Source organism: Enterobacter sp. JMULE2 (assembly GCF_013337145.1).
Taxonomy (GTDB): domain Bacteria; phylum Pseudomonadota; class Gammaproteobacteria; order Enterobacterales; family Enterobacteriaceae; genus Enterobacter; species Enterobacter mori.
Genome location: NZ_SGWD01000013.1, coordinates 349,552 through 366,211, shown reverse-complemented (window position 1 = coordinate 366,211; position 16,660 = coordinate 349,552). Strand labels below are relative to the sequence as shown.

The 16,660-nt window shown below is 54.8% G+C and carries 19 protein-coding genes; 12 read left to right on the top strand and 7 right to left on the bottom strand.

What is annotated here, in order from left to right:
• Positions 1-7: 7 nt before the first annotated feature.
• The 4 genes from EXW94_RS14000 to coaD all read left to right on the top strand — a co-directional run bounded on the left by EXW94_RS14000 (position 8) and on the right by coaD (position 3,591).
• Positions 8-997 carry a glycosyltransferase gene (locus EXW94_RS14000; protein ID WP_120158951.1) on the top strand — a complete coding sequence of 330 codons (990 nt, stop codon included), beginning with the start codon at positions 8-10 and terminating at the stop codon, positions 995-997.
• A 66-nt stretch (positions 998-1,063) separates the two neighbouring features.
• On the top strand, positions 1,064-2,338 hold the full coding sequence (gene waaA, locus EXW94_RS13995; RefSeq protein ID WP_010426410.1) for a lipid IV(A) 3-deoxy-D-manno-octulosonic acid transferase: 1,275 nt from the start codon (positions 1,064-1,066) through the stop codon (positions 2,336-2,338).
• Positions 2,338-3,108, top strand: a complete 771-nt coding sequence (locus EXW94_RS13990) for a glycosyltransferase family 2 protein (RefSeq protein WP_174340349.1) — start codon at positions 2,338-2,340, stop codon at positions 3,106-3,108. Before waaA ends, EXW94_RS13990 begins: the two co-directional genes overlap by 1 nt.
• A 3-nt stretch (positions 3,109-3,111) precedes the next feature.
• Positions 3,112-3,591: a pantetheine-phosphate adenylyltransferase gene (gene coaD, locus EXW94_RS13985; protein ID WP_042717767.1), complete on the top strand. Its 480-nt coding sequence runs from the start codon at positions 3,112-3,114 to the stop codon at positions 3,589-3,591.
• 2 nt (positions 3,592-3,593) lie between these two features.
• On the opposite strand, the gene mutM is transcribed toward coaD, so the two are convergent.
• The 4 genes from mutM to radC form a co-directional block, all read right to left on the bottom strand.
• Positions 3,594-4,403 carry a bifunctional DNA-formamidopyrimidine glycosylase/DNA-(apurinic or apyrimidinic site) lyase gene (gene mutM, locus EXW94_RS13980; protein ID WP_174340348.1) on the bottom strand — a complete coding sequence of 270 codons (810 nt, stop codon included), beginning with the start codon at positions 4,401-4,403 and terminating at the stop codon, positions 3,594-3,596.
• Positions 4,404-4,475: 72 nt separating this feature from the next.
• Positions 4,476-4,643 carry a 50S ribosomal protein L33 gene (gene rpmG, locus EXW94_RS13975; RefSeq protein ID WP_003024094.1) on the bottom strand — a complete coding sequence of 56 codons (168 nt, stop codon included), beginning with the start codon at positions 4,641-4,643 and terminating at the stop codon, positions 4,476-4,478.
• A gap of 22 nt (positions 4,644-4,665) precedes the next feature.
• Positions 4,666-4,902: a 50S ribosomal protein L28 gene (gene rpmB / locus EXW94_RS13970; RefSeq protein WP_002436699.1), complete on the bottom strand. Its 237-nt coding sequence runs from the start codon at positions 4,900-4,902 to the stop codon at positions 4,666-4,668.
• Between the two features lie 218 nt (positions 4,903-5,120).
• Complete coding sequence (gene radC / locus EXW94_RS13965; RefSeq protein WP_174340347.1) at positions 5,121-5,786, bottom strand: DNA repair protein RadC; 666 nt, start codon at positions 5,784-5,786, stop codon at positions 5,121-5,123.
• 173 nt (positions 5,787-5,959) lie between these two features.
• On the opposite strand from radC, the gene coaBC reads away from it, so the two are divergent.
• The 3 genes from coaBC (at position 5,960) to slmA (ending at position 8,324) form a co-directional block, all read left to right on the top strand.
• The gene (coaBC, locus tag EXW94_RS13960) at positions 5,960-7,171 is read left to right on the top strand and encodes a bifunctional phosphopantothenoylcysteine decarboxylase/phosphopantothenate--cysteine ligase CoaBC (RefSeq protein ID WP_174340421.1); all 1,212 of its coding nucleotides are present in this window, start codon (positions 5,960-5,962) and stop codon (positions 7,169-7,171) included.
• Entirely contained in the window at positions 7,149-7,607 is a 459-nt protein-coding gene (dut, locus tag EXW94_RS13955; protein ID WP_015570042.1) for a dUTP diphosphatase, read from the top strand. Before coaBC ends, dut begins: the two co-directional genes overlap by 23 nt.
• Positions 7,608-7,727: 120 nt before the next feature.
• Positions 7,728-8,324, top strand: coding sequence for a nucleoid occlusion factor SlmA (gene slmA / locus EXW94_RS13950; protein WP_174340346.1), 597 nt, complete (start codon positions 7,728-7,730; stop codon positions 8,322-8,324).
• An 83-nt stretch (positions 8,325-8,407) separates the two neighbouring features.
• Here slmA and pyrE read toward each other — a convergent pair whose 3' ends face one another.
• Both pyrE and rph read right to left on the bottom strand, forming a co-directional pair.
• A complete protein-coding gene (pyrE, locus tag EXW94_RS13945) occupies positions 8,408-9,049 on the bottom strand; it encodes an orotate phosphoribosyltransferase (protein ID WP_010426430.1) in 642 nt (213 codons plus the stop codon).
• A gap of 67 nt (positions 9,050-9,116) precedes the next feature.
• Positions 9,117-9,833 (bottom strand): ribonuclease PH, encoded by a 717-nt coding sequence (rph, locus tag EXW94_RS13940; protein WP_010426431.1) that lies wholly within the window; start codon positions 9,831-9,833, stop codon positions 9,117-9,119.
• A gap of 125 nt (positions 9,834-9,958) precedes the next feature.
• Here rph and EXW94_RS13935 point away from each other — a divergent pair, with 125 nt between their 5' ends.
• Complete coding sequence (locus tag EXW94_RS13935; protein WP_010426433.1) at positions 9,959-10,822, top strand: YicC/YloC family endoribonuclease; 864 nt, start codon at positions 9,959-9,961, stop codon at positions 10,820-10,822.
• Positions 10,823-11,027: 205 nt separating this feature from the next.
• The gene (locus tag EXW94_RS13930; protein ID WP_010426435.1) at positions 11,028-11,645 is read left to right on the top strand and encodes a trimeric intracellular cation channel family protein; all 618 of its coding nucleotides are present in this window, start codon (positions 11,028-11,030) and stop codon (positions 11,643-11,645) included.
• A gap of 2 nt (positions 11,646-11,647) precedes the next feature.
• Here EXW94_RS13930 and ligB read toward each other — a convergent pair whose 3' ends face one another.
• Positions 11,648-13,318, bottom strand: a complete 1,671-nt coding sequence (gene ligB / locus EXW94_RS13925) for an NAD-dependent DNA ligase LigB (protein ID WP_174340345.1) — start codon at positions 13,316-13,318, stop codon at positions 11,648-11,650.
• Positions 13,319-13,569: 251 nt separating this feature from the next.
• On the opposite strand from ligB, the gene gmk reads away from it, so the two are divergent.
• Genes gmk through spoT form a run of 3 tightly spaced genes read left to right on the top strand, consistent with a single transcriptional unit; the run spans position 13,570 to position 16,657 of the window.
• Entirely contained in the window at positions 13,570-14,193 is a 624-nt protein-coding gene (gene gmk, locus EXW94_RS13920; RefSeq protein WP_008502674.1) for a guanylate kinase, read from the top strand.
• Positions 14,194-14,247: 54 nt separating this feature from the next.
• Positions 14,248-14,523, top strand: a complete 276-nt coding sequence (gene rpoZ / locus EXW94_RS13915; RefSeq protein ID WP_000135058.1) for a DNA-directed RNA polymerase subunit omega — start codon at positions 14,248-14,250, stop codon at positions 14,521-14,523.
• A 19-nt stretch (positions 14,524-14,542) separates the two neighbouring features.
• A complete protein-coding gene (spoT, locus tag EXW94_RS13910) occupies positions 14,543-16,657 on the top strand; it encodes a bifunctional GTP diphosphokinase/guanosine-3',5'-bis pyrophosphate 3'-pyrophosphohydrolase (RefSeq protein WP_023309883.1) in 2,115 nt (704 codons plus the stop codon).
• Positions 16,658-16,660 lie beyond the last annotated feature (3 nt).

Genomic DNA, 16,660 nt, shown 5'->3' with positions numbered 1-16,660 from the left:
GTTTCTTATGCAAAATTCAGCGCCATTATTAAGCGTGGTGGTTGCCGTTTATAACGGTGAAGCGTTCCTGGATCAGTTCTTTACCTGCCTTGTCAATCAACGCATCGACAGTATGGAAGTCATCATCGTTAATGACGGCTCCACTGACCGCTCGATGGAGATCGTCGACAACTGGCGAGAAAAGCTGCCGCAGCTGCAGGTCATTGAGCAGCAAAACCAGGGTGTCTCCATCGCGCGGAATAGCGGTCTGGCCATCGCGACGGGTCAATATCTTTCCTTCCCGGATATTGATGATGTCTTTAAACCCGGCATGTATCAGCATCTGCTGGAAATGGCCGTTACGCAGGATCTGGACGTCGCCACCTGTAACGGGAACTACGTCTGGGAAAATAATAAAAAACCCTCGCGCCCGATTTTCCCTGAGGACAAACTGGCCTCGACAGGCGTGATGACTGGCGCGGCATGGTTAAAGATGGCGCTGGATTCTCGTAAGTTCCTCCACGTCACCTGGTTGAATATCTATCGCCACGACTTTATCCGTAAACACAGTTTCCATTTCGAACCCGGCCTGCGCCATCAGGATATCCCGTGGACGACTGAAGTGCTGCTCGCGGCAGAGCGGGTTCAGTACACCAGTGAACGTTATTATGACTACTACATTCACTCCGCATCGGTGTCCCATATGCCGGACAATGACGACACGCTCATTCGCTCGGCGCGCCATTACATGAAAATCCTGCAGATGCTTGATGCCATCAATCAGCGCTACCCGGATAAAGTGAAAGGTATCCCGGCCTGCCACTGGCAAATCGCCAAAGAGGGACTGGGGATTATTCACACCTTCGACAACATGAAGGATGAGAAGAAGAAATCCATGATTATTAAAGAGTTCTTCGAAACGGGCATCTGGAAACTCATCTGGAAAAGTGCAAAAAGTCCGCGTTTGCGCTGGCGACTGGGCCGCCGTTACTTCCGCTTAAAGCGGTATCTGGCATAAGAGATAGCTTTACCTGGCTTAAATGCTTAGAATTTGCCCGCCGAAACTAAAAAAACGGATAATCGATTGGAATTGTTGTATACCGCCCTGCTCTATCTCATTCAGCCACTGGTGTGGCTGCGACTGTTGCTTCGTAGCCGTAAAGCACCCGCGTATCGAAAACGCTGGGCTGAACGCTATGGCTACTGCCGTAATAAAGTTGCCCCGGACGGTATTTTGCTCCATTCCGTGTCAGTTGGTGAAACGCTGGCGGCTATCCCGCTGGTTCGCGCCCTGCGTCACCGATACCCGTCACTGCCGATCACCGTCACGACCATGACGCCCACCGGCTCTGAGCGTGCGTTATCCGCTTTCGGAAAAGACGTGCATCACGTCTATCTGCCTTACGATCTGCCCTGCGCCATGAACCGTTTCCTGAATACCGTTCGCCCGAAACTGGTGATCGTGATGGAAACCGAGCTGTGGCCGAATATGATTTCTGCCCTCCATGCCCGTAAGATCCCGTTGGTTATCGCTAATGCCCGTCTGTCTGAGCGCTCGGCGAAAGGGTACGGCAAGCTGGGCAAATTTATGCGTCGCCTTCTGAGTAAAATCACCTTGATTGCGGCGCAAAATGAAGAAGATGCGGCGCGCTTCATCGCGCTAGGCCTGAAACGCAACCAGCTTGCGGTAACGGGCAGCCTTAAATTCGATATTTCCGTCACGCCTGAACTCGCCGCCCGTGCGATCACGCTGCGTCGCCAGTGGGCCCCGCGACGTCAGGTCTGGATTGCGACCAGCACCCACGACGGCGAAGAAGAGATCATCCTCCAGGCGCACCGTAAGTTGCTGGAAACATTCCCTGATTTACTGCTTATCCTCGTGCCTCGCCATCCTGAGCGCTTCAAAGATGCCCGCGATATGGTGCAAAAAGGGGGTTTCAGCTACACCCTGCGCAGCAGCGGTGAGATCCCTTCCGGCAGCACTCAGGTAGTGATTGGCGATACGATGGGCGAGTTGATGCTTTTATACGGCATTGCTGACCTCGCTTTCGTCGGCGGCAGCCTGGTCGAGCGCGGCGGTCATAACCCACTGGAACCGGCAGCACACGCCATTCCGGTACTGATGGGACCGCACACGTTTAACTTCAAAGATATCTGCGCGAAATTGCAGCAGGCCGATGGTTTAATTACCGTGACCGACGCGGATTCGGTGGTCAAAGAGGTATCTACCCTTCTGACTGACGAAGATTATCGCCTGTGGTACGGGCGTCATGCCGTCGAAGTACTGCACCAGAACCAGGGCGCACTGACCCGTCTGCTGCAGCTTCTGCAACCTTATCTGCCTCAGCGGAGCCACTAATGTCAACGCGTCTGTCGGTCGTGATGATCGCCAAAAACGCCGCCGACCTACTTCCGGACTGCCTGGCCTCCGTCGCCTGGGCTGATGAAATCGTCATCCTGGACTCCGGCAGCACGGACAACACGGTAGATGTCGCCCGCGCGGCGGGCGCAAAAATCTATACCAATACTGACTGGCAAGGTTATGGCATTCAGCGCCAGCGCGCGCAGGAATATGCCACCGGCGATTATGTGTTAATGCTCGACACTGACGAACGCATCACACCAGAACTGCAGCAGGCTATTCAAACGGTACTTTCCTCGCCTCAGCCAGGTGCGGTATACAGCATTGCCCGCCGCAACTACTTTCTTGGTCGCTTTATGCGCCACAGCGGGTGGTATCCTGACCGCGTGATGCGCCTCTACGAGCGCGAGCGGTATCAGTACAACGACAATCTGGTCCATGAATCCCTGAGCTGCAATAGCGCGCAGGTCATCCCCCTGACGGGCGATTTGCTGCACCTGACCTGCCGTGATTTCGCGAGCTTCCAGCGTAAACAGCTCAACTATGCCACCGCATGGGCGCAGGAGCGTCACCAGCGCGGCAAGAAGGCCTCGCTGACGGGTATCTTCACCCACACACTGGGCGCGTTTCTGAAAACGCTGCTGCTGCGCGGCGGCGTGCTGGACGGTAAACAGGGCTGGTTACTCGCAGTGGTCAATGCCCAGTATACTTTCAACAAATACACCGAGCTGTGGGCGCTCTGCCGCGGCTACTCTGAGAAAACGTGAGCCATGAGCACAAAAGCGATTTATCCGGGTACCTTCGATCCGATCACCAACGGTCATGTTGATATCATCACCCGTGCGGCATGCATGTTCGACAAGGTGATCCTGGCGATTGCCGCCAGCCCCAGCAAGAAGCCGATGTTTGACCTGAACGAGCGCGTTACGCTCGCCACCGATGCCATTTCGCATCTGCCGAACGTTGAGGTGGTTGGGTTTAGCGACCTGATGGCTAACTTCGCCCGCGCTCAGCAGGCAAACATTCTGATCCGGGGTTTACGCGCGGTAGCAGACTTTGAGTATGAAATGCAGCTGGCGCACATGAACCGCCATCTGATGCCAGAGCTGGAGAGCGTGTTCCTGATGCCCTCCAAAGAGTGGTCGTTTATCTCTTCCACGCTGGTAAAAGAGGTGGCGCGTCATCACGGCGACGTCACCCACTTCCTGCCGGTTAACGTCCACCAGGCCTTGATGGAAAAGTTAAAGTAACGCTATTTCTGGCACTGACGGCAATAGAACGTGGCGCGCTGGGCGTGCTTCGTGGCAATAATTGGCGTCCCGCAGGCTCTGCACGGTTCACCCTTACGGCCATATACCTGCAGCTCCTGGGCAAAATAGCCCGGCTTCCCGTCGCTTTGCAGGAAGTCCTTCAGCGTCGTCCCGCCCTGCTCAATAGAGCGCAGCAGCACCGCTTTAATCACTCTGACCAGCAGTTCGCACTCTTGCGACGACAGCGAAGAGGCCAGCCGATCGGGATGGATCCCGGCCGCAAACAGCGATTCGCTAGCGTAAATATTCCCCACGCCGACCACCAGCTTGTTATCCATCAGCCAGGGCTTAATCGGGGTCTTTTTCTTTGCGCACTTCTCTTTCAGGTATTCCGCATTAAACGCATCTGACAGCGGTTCAGGCCCGAGATGCGCCAGCACGTTGTGCCCTTCCAGCTCCTTCGTCCACAGCCATGCGCCAAAACGCCGCGGGTCGGTGTAACGCAGCACTTTGCCGTTGCTCATCACCAGGTCAACGTGATCGTGCTTTTCCGCAGGCAGCTCTTCAGTAAGGATGCGCAGGCTCCCGGACATTCCCAGATGGATAATAATCCAGCCGTCAGGCAGCTCCAGCAGCAGGTACTTGGCGCGACGCTGCACGCTAAGGACGGGTTTGTCACTTAACGCGTGGATCTCATCGGACACCGGCCAGCGCAGACGCCCATTACGGACAACTGCGTGAAGAATGGTTGCGCCGACCAGATGGGGCTCAATGCCGCGACGGCTGGTCTCTACCTCAGGTAATTCAGGCATGGTTCCTCCGTTGAGATGCAGAATGCAAAAAACCCCGCAGATGCGGGGTTTTTCAATACAAGGAGACTAAAATTATTTGATTTTAGCTTCTTTGTACAGTACGTGCTGGCGTACAACTGGATCGAATTTTTTCAGTTCCAGTTTTTCCGGCTTAGTACGTTTGTTCTTCGTGGTGGTGTAGAAGTGACCTGTACCAGCAGAAGAAACCAGCTTGATTTTCTCGCGAATACCTTTAGCCATGATTTATTTCCTCTTTAAGTACTTAGTACTTTTCGCCACGGGCACGCAGTTCGGACAGAACTGTATCGATGCCTTTCTTATCAATAACACGCATACCTTTAGCAGATACACGCAGGGTGACAAAACGCTTCTCGCTCTCAACCCAGAAACGGTGAGAGTGCAGGTTCGGCAGGAAACGGCGTTTAGTCGCGTTCAGTGCGTGGGAACGGTTGTTACCGGTCACCGGACGCTTGCCAGTAACTTGGCAGACTCGGGACATGTCTATTCTCCAAAAATCAAATTAGCTCGAGCTTCGTATGGGGTATCGGCGCCTCGTCAGGCTTTACAGCCCGGTCATCGCATAGTTCTAAGTGAACTCTCGATTGCCAGGCCCAAATGCCAAACCCGAGATTCTCAAAGGTGGCGTAGTATACGCTGACTCGGCGGTGTGCTCAAGTCCCGAACAGACAAAGATCCCGATGGATCGCGAGAAAGGGTCTAAATCCAACCACGTTCCGCAAAAGAAATGTACTCTCCGCGGCCAATTATCAGATGGTCCAGCACACGAATGTCCATGAATTGACAGCATTTGATAATGCGTTCGGTGATTTCTTTGTCCGCTCTGCTCGGTTCTGCACAGCCAGAGGGGTGATTATGCGCGAGGATCACGCCGGCTGCATTCACTTTTATCGCTTCCCGCACAATTTCTCGCGGATAAACCTCTACGTGGGTCAAGGTTCCAGAGAAAAGTTGAGTGTGTTTCAGCACCCGGTTCTTATTGTCGAGAAAGATCACCATGAAGATCTCCCGCTCCATATCTGACAGCTGGCTTTGCAGGAATTCGCGGGTCATCGCCGGGGTAAGGATCGGATCTTCCTCCTCCATACGGACATTGTAAAAACGGCGGGCAAGTTCAGCAATCCCCCTCAGCTGGGCATATTTCGCCACGCCAATCCCCTCAACCTGCGCAAACGCTGCCAGATCGGCGGTCAGCAAACCATGCAGTGAACCGAAATGTTCTATCAGCTCTTTTGCCAGCGTAAATACCGTTTTCCCCTGCGTACCCGTACGCAAAAAGAGCGCCAGCAGCTCATCGTCTTTTAACAAGGTGACGCCATATCGCAGCAGTTTTTCGCGCGGTAACAGCAGTTCCGTCTCTTCCATGCCCAGCCTCCTTCTGTTTGTCATCATGCTGCCACAGGCCAATCCGGGGCTCGACGCTGACTTTTCGTTCTTGCGTAACGCCTCGCAAAGTGAACGAAGGACAAAATCACCCCGTTTTTGTGATTGTGATAAAATGCCCGCTCTCTGGTGAAACCCAACAGGAAAGAATCATGATGAGCCTGGCCGGTAAAAAAATCGTTCTTGGCGTGAGCGGCGGTATTGCAGCCTATAAAGCGCCGGACCTGGTGCGTCGTCTGCGCGAGCGCGGAGCGAATGTGCGGGTCGCGATAACCGAAGGTGGCAAAGCCTTTATCACGCCTCTGAGCCTGCAGGCTGTCTCGGGGTACCCGGTATCCGACAGCCTGCTTGACCCTGCTGCAGAAGCGGCGATGGGCCACATTGAGCTTGGGAAATGGGCAGATCTGGTGATTCTTGCCCCCGCCACGGCCGATTTGATTGCCCGCGTGGCGGCGGGCATGGCGAACGATCTGGTCTCGACCATTTGCCTCGCGACACCTGCGCCAGTCGCCGTCGTGCCCGCTATGAACCAGCAGATGTACCGTAACGCAGCCACCCAGCACAATCTGGAGACGCTGGCATCACGCGGCCTGCTTATCTGGGGCCCGGACAGCGGCAGCCAGGCGTGTGGCGATGTTGGCCCGGGTCGTATGCTGGACCCGCTGACGATTGTTGATATGGCTGCAGCCCATTTTTCGCCTGTCAACGATCTGCAACATCTCAACATCATGATTACCGCGGGCCCCACGCGCGAACCGCTGGACCCGGTGCGTTACATCACTAACCACAGCTCCGGCAAGATGGGCTTTGCCATTGCTGCTGCTGCTGCAAAACGCGGCGCGAACGTCACGCTGGTGAGCGGCCCGGTCTCACTGCCGACACCGCCGTTCGTTCAGCGCATTGACGTCACCACCGCGTTGGAAATGGAAGCCGCCGTGCAGGCCCATGCGCAAAACCAGCAGATTTTTATCGGCTGTGCGGCCGTAGCGGATTACCGTGCAGAGACCATTGCAGACGCCAAAATCAAAAAGCAAGGTGATGAATTAACGATAAAAATGGTGAAAAACCCGGATATCGTTGCGGGTGTCGCCGCACTGAAAAGCCATCGTCCTTACGTTGTTGGGTTTGCCGCAGAAACAAATAATGTGGAAGAATATGCCCGGCAAAAACGTACTCGCAAAAACCTTGATTTGATTTGCGCGAACGACGTATCGCTGGCCACGCAAGGATTTAACAGCGACAGCAATGCACTGCACCTTTTCTGGCAGGATGGAGATAAAGTCTTACCGCTTGAGCGCAAGGAACTCCTGGGCCAACAATTACTGGACGAGATCGTTACCCGTTATGATGAAAAAAATCGACGTTAAGATTCTGGACCCGCGTGTTGGCGAGCAATTTCCGCTGCCGACCTATGCCACCTCCGGCTCTGCCGGTCTTGACCTGCGCGCCTGTCTCGATGACGCCGTAGAACTGGCTCCAGGTGCAACCACCCTGATCCCGACAGGCCTGGCAATTCACATTGCTGACCCGTCTCTGGCGGCGGTAATCCTGCCGCGTTCTGGTCTGGGCCATAAGCATGGCGTCGTACTGGGTAACCTGGTCGGCCTGATCGACTCTGACTATCAGGGTCAGCTGATGGTGTCCGTCTGGAACCGTGGTCAGGACAGCTTCACTATTGAACCGGGCGAGCGTATTGCGCAGATGGTCTTCGTACCGGTTGTGCAGGCAGAATTTAACCTGGTGGCAGACTTCGACGCCACCGACCGTGGCGAAGGCGGCTTCGGCCATTCCGGGCGTAAATAACCGTCCGATAGATACGCATCTCACAGCGCCATAATGCAATAACAAACCGCAAACGTCAGTTTGCGGTCGCTGTGTGGATGCCAGCCTGGCAAGTGCTTATTTTCAGGGGTATTTTGTAACATGGTAGAAAAACAAACCGCGAAAAGGAATCGTCGCGAAGAAATACTTCAGTCTCTGGCTCTGATGCTTGAATCCAGCGATGGCAGTCAACGCATCACTACCGCTAAACTGGCCGCCTCTGTAGGCGTGTCTGAGGCGGCGCTGTACCGTCATTTTCCGAGCAAGACCCGGATGTTCGACAGCCTGATCGAGTTTATTGAAGACAGCCTGATCACGCGCATCAACCTGATTCTGAAAGACGAAAAAGACACCACCGCGCGTCTGCGTCTGATTGTGCTGTTAATCCTGGGCTTTGGTGAACGCAATCCGGGCTTAACCCGTATCCTCACCGGCCACGCGCTGATGTTCGAGCAGGACAGGCTGCAGGGGCGCATTAACCAGCTTTTCGAACGTATTGAAGCGCAGCTGCGCCAGGTACTGCGCGAAAAGAAAATGCGTGAAGGCGAAGGGTACACCATTGATGAGACGCTGCTGGCGAGCCAGATCCTGGCGTTTTGCGAAGGGATGCTCTCCCGTTTTGTGCGCAGCGAATTCAAATACCGACCAACGGACGATTTTGACGCCCGCTGGCCGTTAGTGGCTGCTCAGTTGCAGTAACACCGTTGCCGGATGGCGGCTTCGCCTTATCCGGCCTACGAAATACGCAGGCCCGGTAAGCGTCGCGCCACCGGGCAATTCAATTACACGCCGAACTCTTCCCGGTACGCACGTACCGCCGCCAGATGATCCGCCATCTCCGGCTTCTCTTCCAGATAGGCAATCAGGTCTTTCAGGGTGATAATCGACGTCACTTTGCAGCTGTAATCGCGCTCAACTTCCTGAATAGCGGAAATTTCACCGCGACCACGCTCCTGACGATCCAGAGAAATCAGCACGCCAGCCAGCGTCGCACCGTTGGCCTGGATAATCTCCATCGATTCGCGGATCGCCGTGCCCGCGGTGATCACATCGTCCACCAGCATAACGCGGCCCTGCAGCGCGCTGCCGACCAGATTCCCGCCTTCACCATGGGTTTTGGCCTCTTTACGGTTAAAGCAGTACGGCACATCGCGGTCATGGTGTTCAGCCAGCGCCACCGCGGTGGTGGTCGCAATCGGAATACCTTTGTAGGCCGGACCAAACAGCAGGTCGAAATCAATTCCGGAATCCACCAGCGCTTCGGCATAGAAACGGCCTAACAGCGCCAGATCGCGCCCGGTATTAAACAGCCCGGCGTTGAAGAAATAGGGGCTCTTACGCCCGGATTTCAGCGTAAACTCGCCAAACTTAAGTACCTGCTTGTTAAGCGCAAACTCAATAAACTGGCGCTGATACGATTTCATGGATTCGCTCCTTTGGTTTTTCTGTCTTACAGGCAAAAAAAAGGCGACTCATTGGTCGCCTTTAAAATCAATTTTCTAACGCCGCTTTCTGCGTCGTTACAATGGATTCGATTCCCCCTCGGGCCAACGCCAGCAGAGAGAGAAGCTCTTCGTGGGTGAACGGCTCGCCTTCTGCCGTGCCCTGTACTTCAATGATTCGACCGTCTTCAGTCATCACCACGTTCATGTCGGTTTCGGCAGCGGAATCCTCAACGTATTCCAGATCGCAAAGCGCTTCACCGTTAACGATACCCACGGAAACCGCCGCGACCATGCCTTTCATTGGATTGGTTTTCAGCTTACCGGCCGCAACCAGCTTGTTCAGGGCATCCGCCAGCGCCACGCAGGCACCGGTAATGGACGCCGTACGCGTACCGCCGTCTGCCTGAATGACATCGCAGTCCAGCGTGATGGTAAATTCACCGAGGATTTTCAGGTCAACGGCGGCGCGCAGCGCACGCGCGATCAGACGCTGAATCTCCATGGTACGACCGCCCTGCTTACCCTTTGCCGCTTCGCGGGCATTACGGGTATGGGTCGCACGCGGCAGCATGCCGTACTCAGCGGTGATCCAGCCCTGGCCCTGACCTTTCAGGAAGCGCGGAACGCCTTCTTCGATAGAGGCCGTGCACAAAACTTTAGTGTCACCAAACTCAACCAGCACGGAGCCTTCAGCGTGTTTTGTATAGTTACGGGTCAGGGTGACGGGACGCACCTGGTTGGCGCTACGACCTGATGGACGCATGATGGATTCTCCGGCTTGAAACGAATGTGGCTGCGCATTATACGGATTAAACGCGCTTATTCCTATCCTGACAAAGCCCTGAAAGCTATAATCCCCCCATCTCTCCTTTAAAAACGGGAATGTCTATGATCCGCAGTATGACCGCCTACGCCCGGCGTGAAATCAAGGGTAGCTGGGGCAGCGCCACATGGGAAATGCGCTCGGTAAACCAGCGTTACCTGGAAACGTATTTCCGTATGCCGGAGCAGTTCCGCAGCCTTGAGCCTGTCGTACGCGAGCGTATCCGTACGCGTCTGACGCGCGGCAAAGTGGAATGCAACCTGCGCTTTGAGCCTGATGCCAGCGCGCAAGGCGAGTTGATTCTTAACGAAAAGCTGGCGAAACAGCTCGTGAATGCGGCGAACTGGGTCAAAATGCAGAGCGATGAAGGCGAAATCAACCCGGTTGATATTCTGCGCTGGCCTGGCGTCATGGCTGCCGGTGAGCAGGATCTGGATGCCATCGCCGCTGAAATCCTGGCAGCCCTCGACGGCACGCTGGACGACTTTATCGTGGCCCGTGAAACCGAAGGTCAGGCGCTGAAAGCGATGATTGAGCAGCGCCTTGAAGGCGTGAGCACCGAAGTAGCCAAAGTCCGCACCCATATGCCGGAAGTGCTGCAGTGGCAGCGCGAGCGCCTGGTCTCCAAACTGGAAGAAGCGGAAGTTCAGCTGGAAAACACCCGTCTGGAACAAGAGCTGGTGCTGATGGCGCAGCGTGTTGACGTCGCTGAAGAGCTGGACCGTCTGGAAGCGCACGTTAAAGAAACCTACAACATTCTGAAGAAGAAAGAAGCTGTAGGTCGCCGTCTGGACTTTATGATGCAGGAGTTCAACCGCGAGTCGAACACCCTGGCGTCTAAGTCGATCAATGCAGACGTGACGAATTCAGCAATTGAGCTGAAGGTGCTGATTGAGCAGATGCGCGAGCAGATCCAGAATATCGAGTAATGCCTTTCGGGTGGTGTCGGCCGCACCACCCATTACTATTTCTAATCCATCCTGACGCTCAATTTTCCCACCCTCCGCCCTTCATCAAGCCTGTTCAGACAAATGTGATAAAAATTTATAGGGCAAACTGACTCGCCTTAGAAAATCTCAATCGTGATCTTACGCACAAATCGCTAACCTCCCCCGCGTTCACACCGGAGGGTATATGCTGCTTCACGTTCTTTATCTCATTGGCATCACCGCAGAAGCCATGACCGGCGCGCTTGCAGCCGGACGTCGCCGTATGGACACCTTCGGCGTGATTATTATTGCCACAGCGACCGCGCTGGGCGGCGGTTCCGTGCGCGATATCCTGCTTGGTCATTACCCGCTCGGCTGGGTTAAACACCCTGAGTACGTGATTATCGTGGCGACGGCCGCCGTGCTCACCACCATTGTGGCACCCGTTATGCCCCACCTGCGCCGTCTGTTCCTGGTGCTTGATGCGCTGGGGCTGATCGTCTTTTCAATCATCGGTGCGCAAATCGCGCTTGATATGGGTGAAGGGCCGGTTATCGCCACCATTGCCGCCGTGGTCACGGGCGTATTTGGCGGAGTATTGCGTGACATGTTCTGCAAACGTATTCCCCTGGTCTTTCAAAAAGAGCTCTATGCCGGGATCTCCTTTGCCGCAGCGGTACTCTATATCGCCTTGCAGCATTACGTTTCGAACCATGATGTAGTGGTCATCTCGACGCTGCTGTTTGGCTTTACGGCCCGCATGCTGGCGCTGCGTCTGAAGCTCGGGCTGCCCGTTTTTCACTACAAGCACAGCGCGCACTGATGTCAAAATCCGTTGATGTGCTGCTCAGCGAGCCACTTCGCCAGCACGTCAACCTGAGGCACGTGCATCCAGTTCATGATTTGCCGCGCTTTCTCCTCTCCAGTTCCCGGCAAGGTTTGCCAGTCGGCAGAGCTTTTCTGGCTCATTGCCTGCCACGATCGCCCATCGATAGCGTTCAGTGTCGATTTGGATAGCGGAGCGCCCATCGCGCTAATCCAACGGATAAAAGGTTGTTCCCGCATCTGATTAAAACGATGCCAGAGCGCAAGCCCGCGCGCCGCAGAAAACCCCGGCGTGGCCTGAAGCTGCGCCTGTGTTAATAACAGCCATGAAAAGATATGTTCGAAATGATGAGCCTGCCAGAGCGTACGCCAGCCGGACTCCCCTAAACCTTCAATATCCAGCCCCTGTTTAGAACTGAGCCATGTTAGCCGGGCAAAAAACTGCTCCATGCAGTCCGGCGAGGCATAAAAACAGCTTAATGAATGGTATTGCGAGTCAGGAGGCTGCGGTTTTTGTCTGTCCGCCCCTCGCCAGACCACCTTATCCAGGCGCGGAATACCCTGTCCGGCGAGACTGATCAGCACCTGATCGCCTTGGGCGATATCCAGTCTCTGCCAACGCCCAACCGACCCCAAACTGACTCGTCGCACCTGTTTATCATCCAGTCGCACAGGCTCAAGCCCTGCAACGACGGACACCTTGCCCGTTCGTCCTACAGAAAACTGGATATTCTTTACCTCAGCAAGCTGCGAAACAGGAGAATATTTCCACGCGACAACCCAGTTTCCTTCACCAGGCAACCAGCTTTCGCCCGCAGGTTCATCCTCCGAACGCACCACAATGCCATCCGTGGCAAAGGGTAATCCGGTCTCGTGCCAGGCCGCGCGCTGTTTTTCGACGGCATCAACAGATTCAGCGGGAAGCGTATACCGCGCTGAGAGCGAAAAACCGGCTTTAGACAGCTCAACCAACGAAGTCTTCATATCTTTCGGCCCATCCGGCCAGGCCCAGATGAATACGCCGATCTTGCTCAGGAGCGCGTTATCCTTTTGCCGCATCATCGCACCCGCCACCTTTGCGCGAGCGTTCATTCCGCCCATCTGGCTCTGAATGTGGTTGTCGTGTAACCAGAAAAGTTCGCCCTGTAAGACGCTATTCGCCAGCGTGCCGGTGAGCTTTTGCGGCAGAGACGGGATTAAACGCACCTTCCCGGTCCAGTCTTCCCCTTTCAGGCCATCACCGCGACTGATAGCCTGGATTAACTTTCCGTCACGATAGACCAGCGTCACCGCCACACCGTCAACTTTGGGTTGCAGCCACAGATGCTGTCGGGCACGCATCCACTGTCTCAGTTCCTCTTTGCTGGTCACTTTATGCACGCCCGTATGGGCAACAGGATGTTTTACGCTCCCCGTCAGCGCGGGGAGTCTCTCTTCTGAAGGCTCGCTGCCAAAACACCGCTGCCACTGGGCTAACCGTGCGTTAAGCTGGTCGTACACGTCGTCATTAACATCGCTTACCCCCTGCTTCCAGTAGGCATCATCCCAGCGTTTGATCTGCGCGCTTAACGACGCAATCTCTTTCTCTGCTTTTGTCTGCGACCATACCGGACACACCGCCGCGCCATAGCCACACCACAACACCAGTAATCCGCTTATCCATCGCCACATTGCTACTCCTCCTTTGCGTTGCAGGAGGTATAACCTGACGATCGAAACAACGCTAACGGCAACCTTTCGCTTTGCGAGGCGCTATCCAGGGTTTCTTTTTATTTCTGCAAACCGCAGGTAAAACCGGAAAACGACACGCAAAAATCAATAATCCAGGGGAAAAAGTGTGACAAAGGCTACGTCACGGTGCGCCGACGTGTATAATAAGCCCGTATGTAGGACTTCTTCGTTAACACATACAAAAGACTCTCATGGCTCAAGGCACGCTTTATATTGTTTCTGCCCCAAGTGGCGCGGGTAAATCCAGCCTTATTCAGGCACTGTTAAAAACCCAACCGTTGTACGACACACAGGTTTCTGTTTCTCACACCACGCGCCAGCCGCGTCCGGGTGAAGTGCACGGTGAACACTATTTCTTTGTAGATCACGACGAATTCAGAGCGATGATCGGCAGAGACGCGTTTCTTGAACATGCTGAAGTGTTCGGTAACTACTACGGCACCTCGCGTGAAACCATTGAGCAGGTTCTGGCAACCGGTGTAAACGTGTTCCTGGATATCGACTGGCAGGGCGCGCAGCAAATTCGCAAGAAAATGCCTGACTCGCGCAGTATCTTTATTTTACCACCATCGAAAGATGAACTTGATCGCCGCCTGCGTGGCCGCGGTCAGGACAGCGAAGAAGTCATCGCAAAGCGTATGGAACAGGCTGTTGCAGAAATGAGCCATTACGCGGAATATGATTACCTTATTGTGAATGATGATTTTGATGCCGCGCTGAGCGATCTCAAAACCATTCTTCGTGCAGAACGCCTGCGTATGAGCCGCCAGAAGCAGCGACATGACGCATTAATCACCAAACTGTTGGCAGACTGAACCCACTTTCAGTATCATGCCCAGTCATTTCTTCACCTGTGGAGCATTTTAAGTATGGCACGCGTAACTGTTCAGGACGCTGTAGAGAAAATTGGTAACCGTTTTGACCTGGTGCTGGTCGCCGCGCGTCGCGCTCGTCAGATGCAGGTAGGCGGTAAAGATCCGCTGGTACCGGAAGAAAACGATAAAACCACCGTTATTGCACTTCGCGAAATCGAAGAAGGTCTGATCAACAACCAGATCCTCGACGTGCGTGAGCGCCAGGAGCAGCAAGAGCAGGAAGCCGCAGAACTGCAGGCCGTAACCGCTATTGCTGAAGGTCGTCGTTAATTAAACCTGCGGGTCGCCCTTGTATCTGTTTGAAAGCCTGAATCAACTGATTCAAACCTACCTGCCTGAAGACCAAATTAAGCGTCTTCAGCAGGCGTATCTCGTTGCACGTGACGCTCACGAGGGCCAGACACGTTCAAGCGGTGAACCCTATATCACGCACCCGGTAGCGGTGGCCTGTATTCTGGCCGAGATGAAACTCGACTACGAAACGCTGATGGCCGCTCTGCTGCACGACGTGATCGAAGATACCCCTGCCACTTATCAGGACATGGAACAGCTGTTTGGCAAAAGCGTTGCCGAACTGGTGGAAGGGGTCTCTAAGCTTGATAAGCTGAATTTCCGCGACAAGAAAGAGGCGCAAGCCGAAAACTTCCGCAAGATGATTATGGCAATGGTGCAGGATATCCGCGTCATTCTCATCAAACTCGCTGACCGTACCCACAATATGCGCACGCTGGGCTCACTTCGCCCGGATAAACGTCGCCGCATTGCCCGTGAAACCCTCGAAATCTACAGCCCGCTGGCGCACCGTTTAGGTATTCATCACATTAAAACCGAGCTGGAAGAGCTGGGTTTTGAAGCGTTGTACCCGAACCGCTATCGCGTGATTAAAGAGGTGGTGAAAGCCGCACGCGGTAACCGTAAAGAGATGATTCAAAAAATCCTCTCGGAAATCGAAGGGCGCTTGCAGGAAGCGGGGATCCCGTGCCGCGTCAGCGGTCGCGAGAAACATTTGTACTCCATCTACTGCAAAATGGTGCTCAAAGAGCAGCGTTTTCACTCGATCATGGATATCTACGCCTTTCGCGTGATCGTCCACGACTCCGACACCTGCTATCGCGTGCTGGGGCAGATGCACAGCCTCTACAAACCGCGTCCGGGTCGCATGAAAGATTACATCGCCATTCCAAAAGCGAACGGCTATCAATCTTTGCACACCTCGATGATCGGGCCACACGGCGTGCCTGTTGAGGTGCAAATTCGCACCGAAGACATGGACCAGATGGCAGAGATGGGTGTTGCCGCACACTGGGCGTATAAAGAGCACGGTGGCGAAAGCAGCACGACCGCACAAATCCGCGCCCAGCGCTGGATGCAGAGCCTGCTGGAGCTTCAGCAGAGTGCGGGTAGCTCGTTTGAATTTATTGAGAGCGTTAAATCCGATCTCTTCCCGGATGAGATTTACGTTTTCACCCCAGAAGGTCGCATTGTCGAACTGCCTGCGGGCGCAACGCCGGTCGACTTCGCTTACGCCGTGCATACCGACATCGGGCATGCCTGCGTCGGCGCGCGTGTCGACAGACAACCTTATCCGCTGTCTCAGCCGCTCTCCAGCGGTCAGACGGTAGAAATTATTACCGCGCCGGGCGCACGTCCGAACGCGGCCTGGCTGAACTTTGTTGTGAGCTCTAAAGCACGCGCCAAAATTCGCCAGCTGCTGAAAAACCTCAAGCGTGATGATTCCGTCAGCCTGGGGCGTCGTCTGCTCAACCACGCGTTGGGCGGCAGCCGTAAGCTGGCTGAAATTCCACAGGAGAACGTCCAGCGTGAACTGGAGCGCATGAAGCTCGCCTCGCTTGACGATCTGCTGGCAGAGATTGGCCTCGGCAACGCCATGAGCGTGGTGGTGGCGAAGAACCTGCAGCAAGGCGACACAACAGCGGTGCCTGCAACGACGCAAAGCCACGGACACCTGCCGATTAAAGGCGCGGACGGGGTGCTGATCACCTTCGCAAAATGTTGCCGCCCAATTCCTGGCGACCCGATTATTGCGCACGTCAGCCCGGGTAAAGGGCTGGTTATCCACCACGAGTCCTGTCGTAACATTCGCGGCTACCAGAAAGAAGCCGAGAAGTTTATGGCGGTCGAGTGGGATAAAGAGACCGCGCAGGAATTTATCACCGAAATTAAGGTGGATATGTTCAACCACCAGGGTGCCCTGGCAAACCTGACGGCAGCGATCAACACGGCCTCTTCCAATATTCAGAGTCTGAATACGGAAGAAAAAGATGGCCGCGTGTACAGCGCCTTTATTCGTCTGACCGCCCGCGACCGGGTGCATCTGGCGAATATTATGCGCAAGATCCGCGTCATGCCGGACGTGATTAAAGTCACCCGAAACCGAAACTAGGTT

Bases quoted from the DNA above. Each gene is read 5' to 3' on its own strand.
- EXW94_RS14000 (WP_120158951.1), top strand. From the start codon at position 8: ATGCAAAATTCAGCGCCATTATTAAGCGTGGTGGTTGCCGTTTATAAC.
- EXW94_RS13990 (WP_174340349.1), top strand. From the start codon at position 2,338: ATGTCAACGCGTCTGTCGGTCGTGATGATCGCCAAAAACGCCGCCGAC.
- coaD (WP_042717767.1), top strand. From the start codon at position 3,112: ATGAGCACAAAAGCGATTTATCCGGGTACCTTCGATCCGATCACCAAC.
- mutM (WP_174340348.1), bottom strand. From the start codon at position 4,403: ATGCCTGAATTACCTGAGGTAGAGACCAGCCGTCGCGGCATTGAGCCC.
- rpmG (WP_003024094.1), bottom strand. From the start codon at position 4,643: ATGGCTAAAGGTATTCGCGAGAAAATCAAGCTGGTTTCTTCTGCTGGT.
- rpmB (WP_002436699.1), bottom strand. From the start codon at position 4,902: ATGTCCCGAGTCTGCCAAGTTACTGGCAAGCGTCCGGTGACCGGTAAC.
- radC (WP_174340347.1), bottom strand. From the start codon at position 5,786: ATGGAAGAGACGGAACTGCTGTTACCGCGCGAAAAACTGCTGCGATAT.
- coaBC (WP_174340421.1), top strand. From the start codon at position 5,960: ATGAGCCTGGCCGGTAAAAAAATCGTTCTTGGCGTGAGCGGCGGTATT.
- dut (WP_015570042.1), top strand. From the start codon at position 7,149: ATGATGAAAAAAATCGACGTTAAGATTCTGGACCCGCGTGTTGGCGAG.
- slmA (WP_174340346.1), top strand. From the start codon at position 7,728: ATGGTAGAAAAACAAACCGCGAAAAGGAATCGTCGCGAAGAAATACTT.
- pyrE (WP_010426430.1), bottom strand. From the start codon at position 9,049: ATGAAATCGTATCAGCGCCAGTTTATTGAGTTTGCGCTTAACAAGCAG.
- rph (WP_010426431.1), bottom strand. From the start codon at position 9,833: ATGCGTCCATCAGGTCGTAGCGCCAACCAGGTGCGTCCCGTCACCCTG.
- EXW94_RS13935 (WP_010426433.1), top strand. From the start codon at position 9,959: ATGATCCGCAGTATGACCGCCTACGCCCGGCGTGAAATCAAGGGTAGC.
- EXW94_RS13930 (WP_010426435.1), top strand. From the start codon at position 11,028: ATGCTGCTTCACGTTCTTTATCTCATTGGCATCACCGCAGAAGCCATG.
- ligB (WP_174340345.1), bottom strand. From the start codon at position 13,318: ATGTGGCGATGGATAAGCGGATTACTGGTGTTGTGGTGTGGCTATGGC.
- gmk (WP_008502674.1), top strand. From the start codon at position 13,570: ATGGCTCAAGGCACGCTTTATATTGTTTCTGCCCCAAGTGGCGCGGGT.
- rpoZ (WP_000135058.1), top strand. From the start codon at position 14,248: ATGGCACGCGTAACTGTTCAGGACGCTGTAGAGAAAATTGGTAACCGT.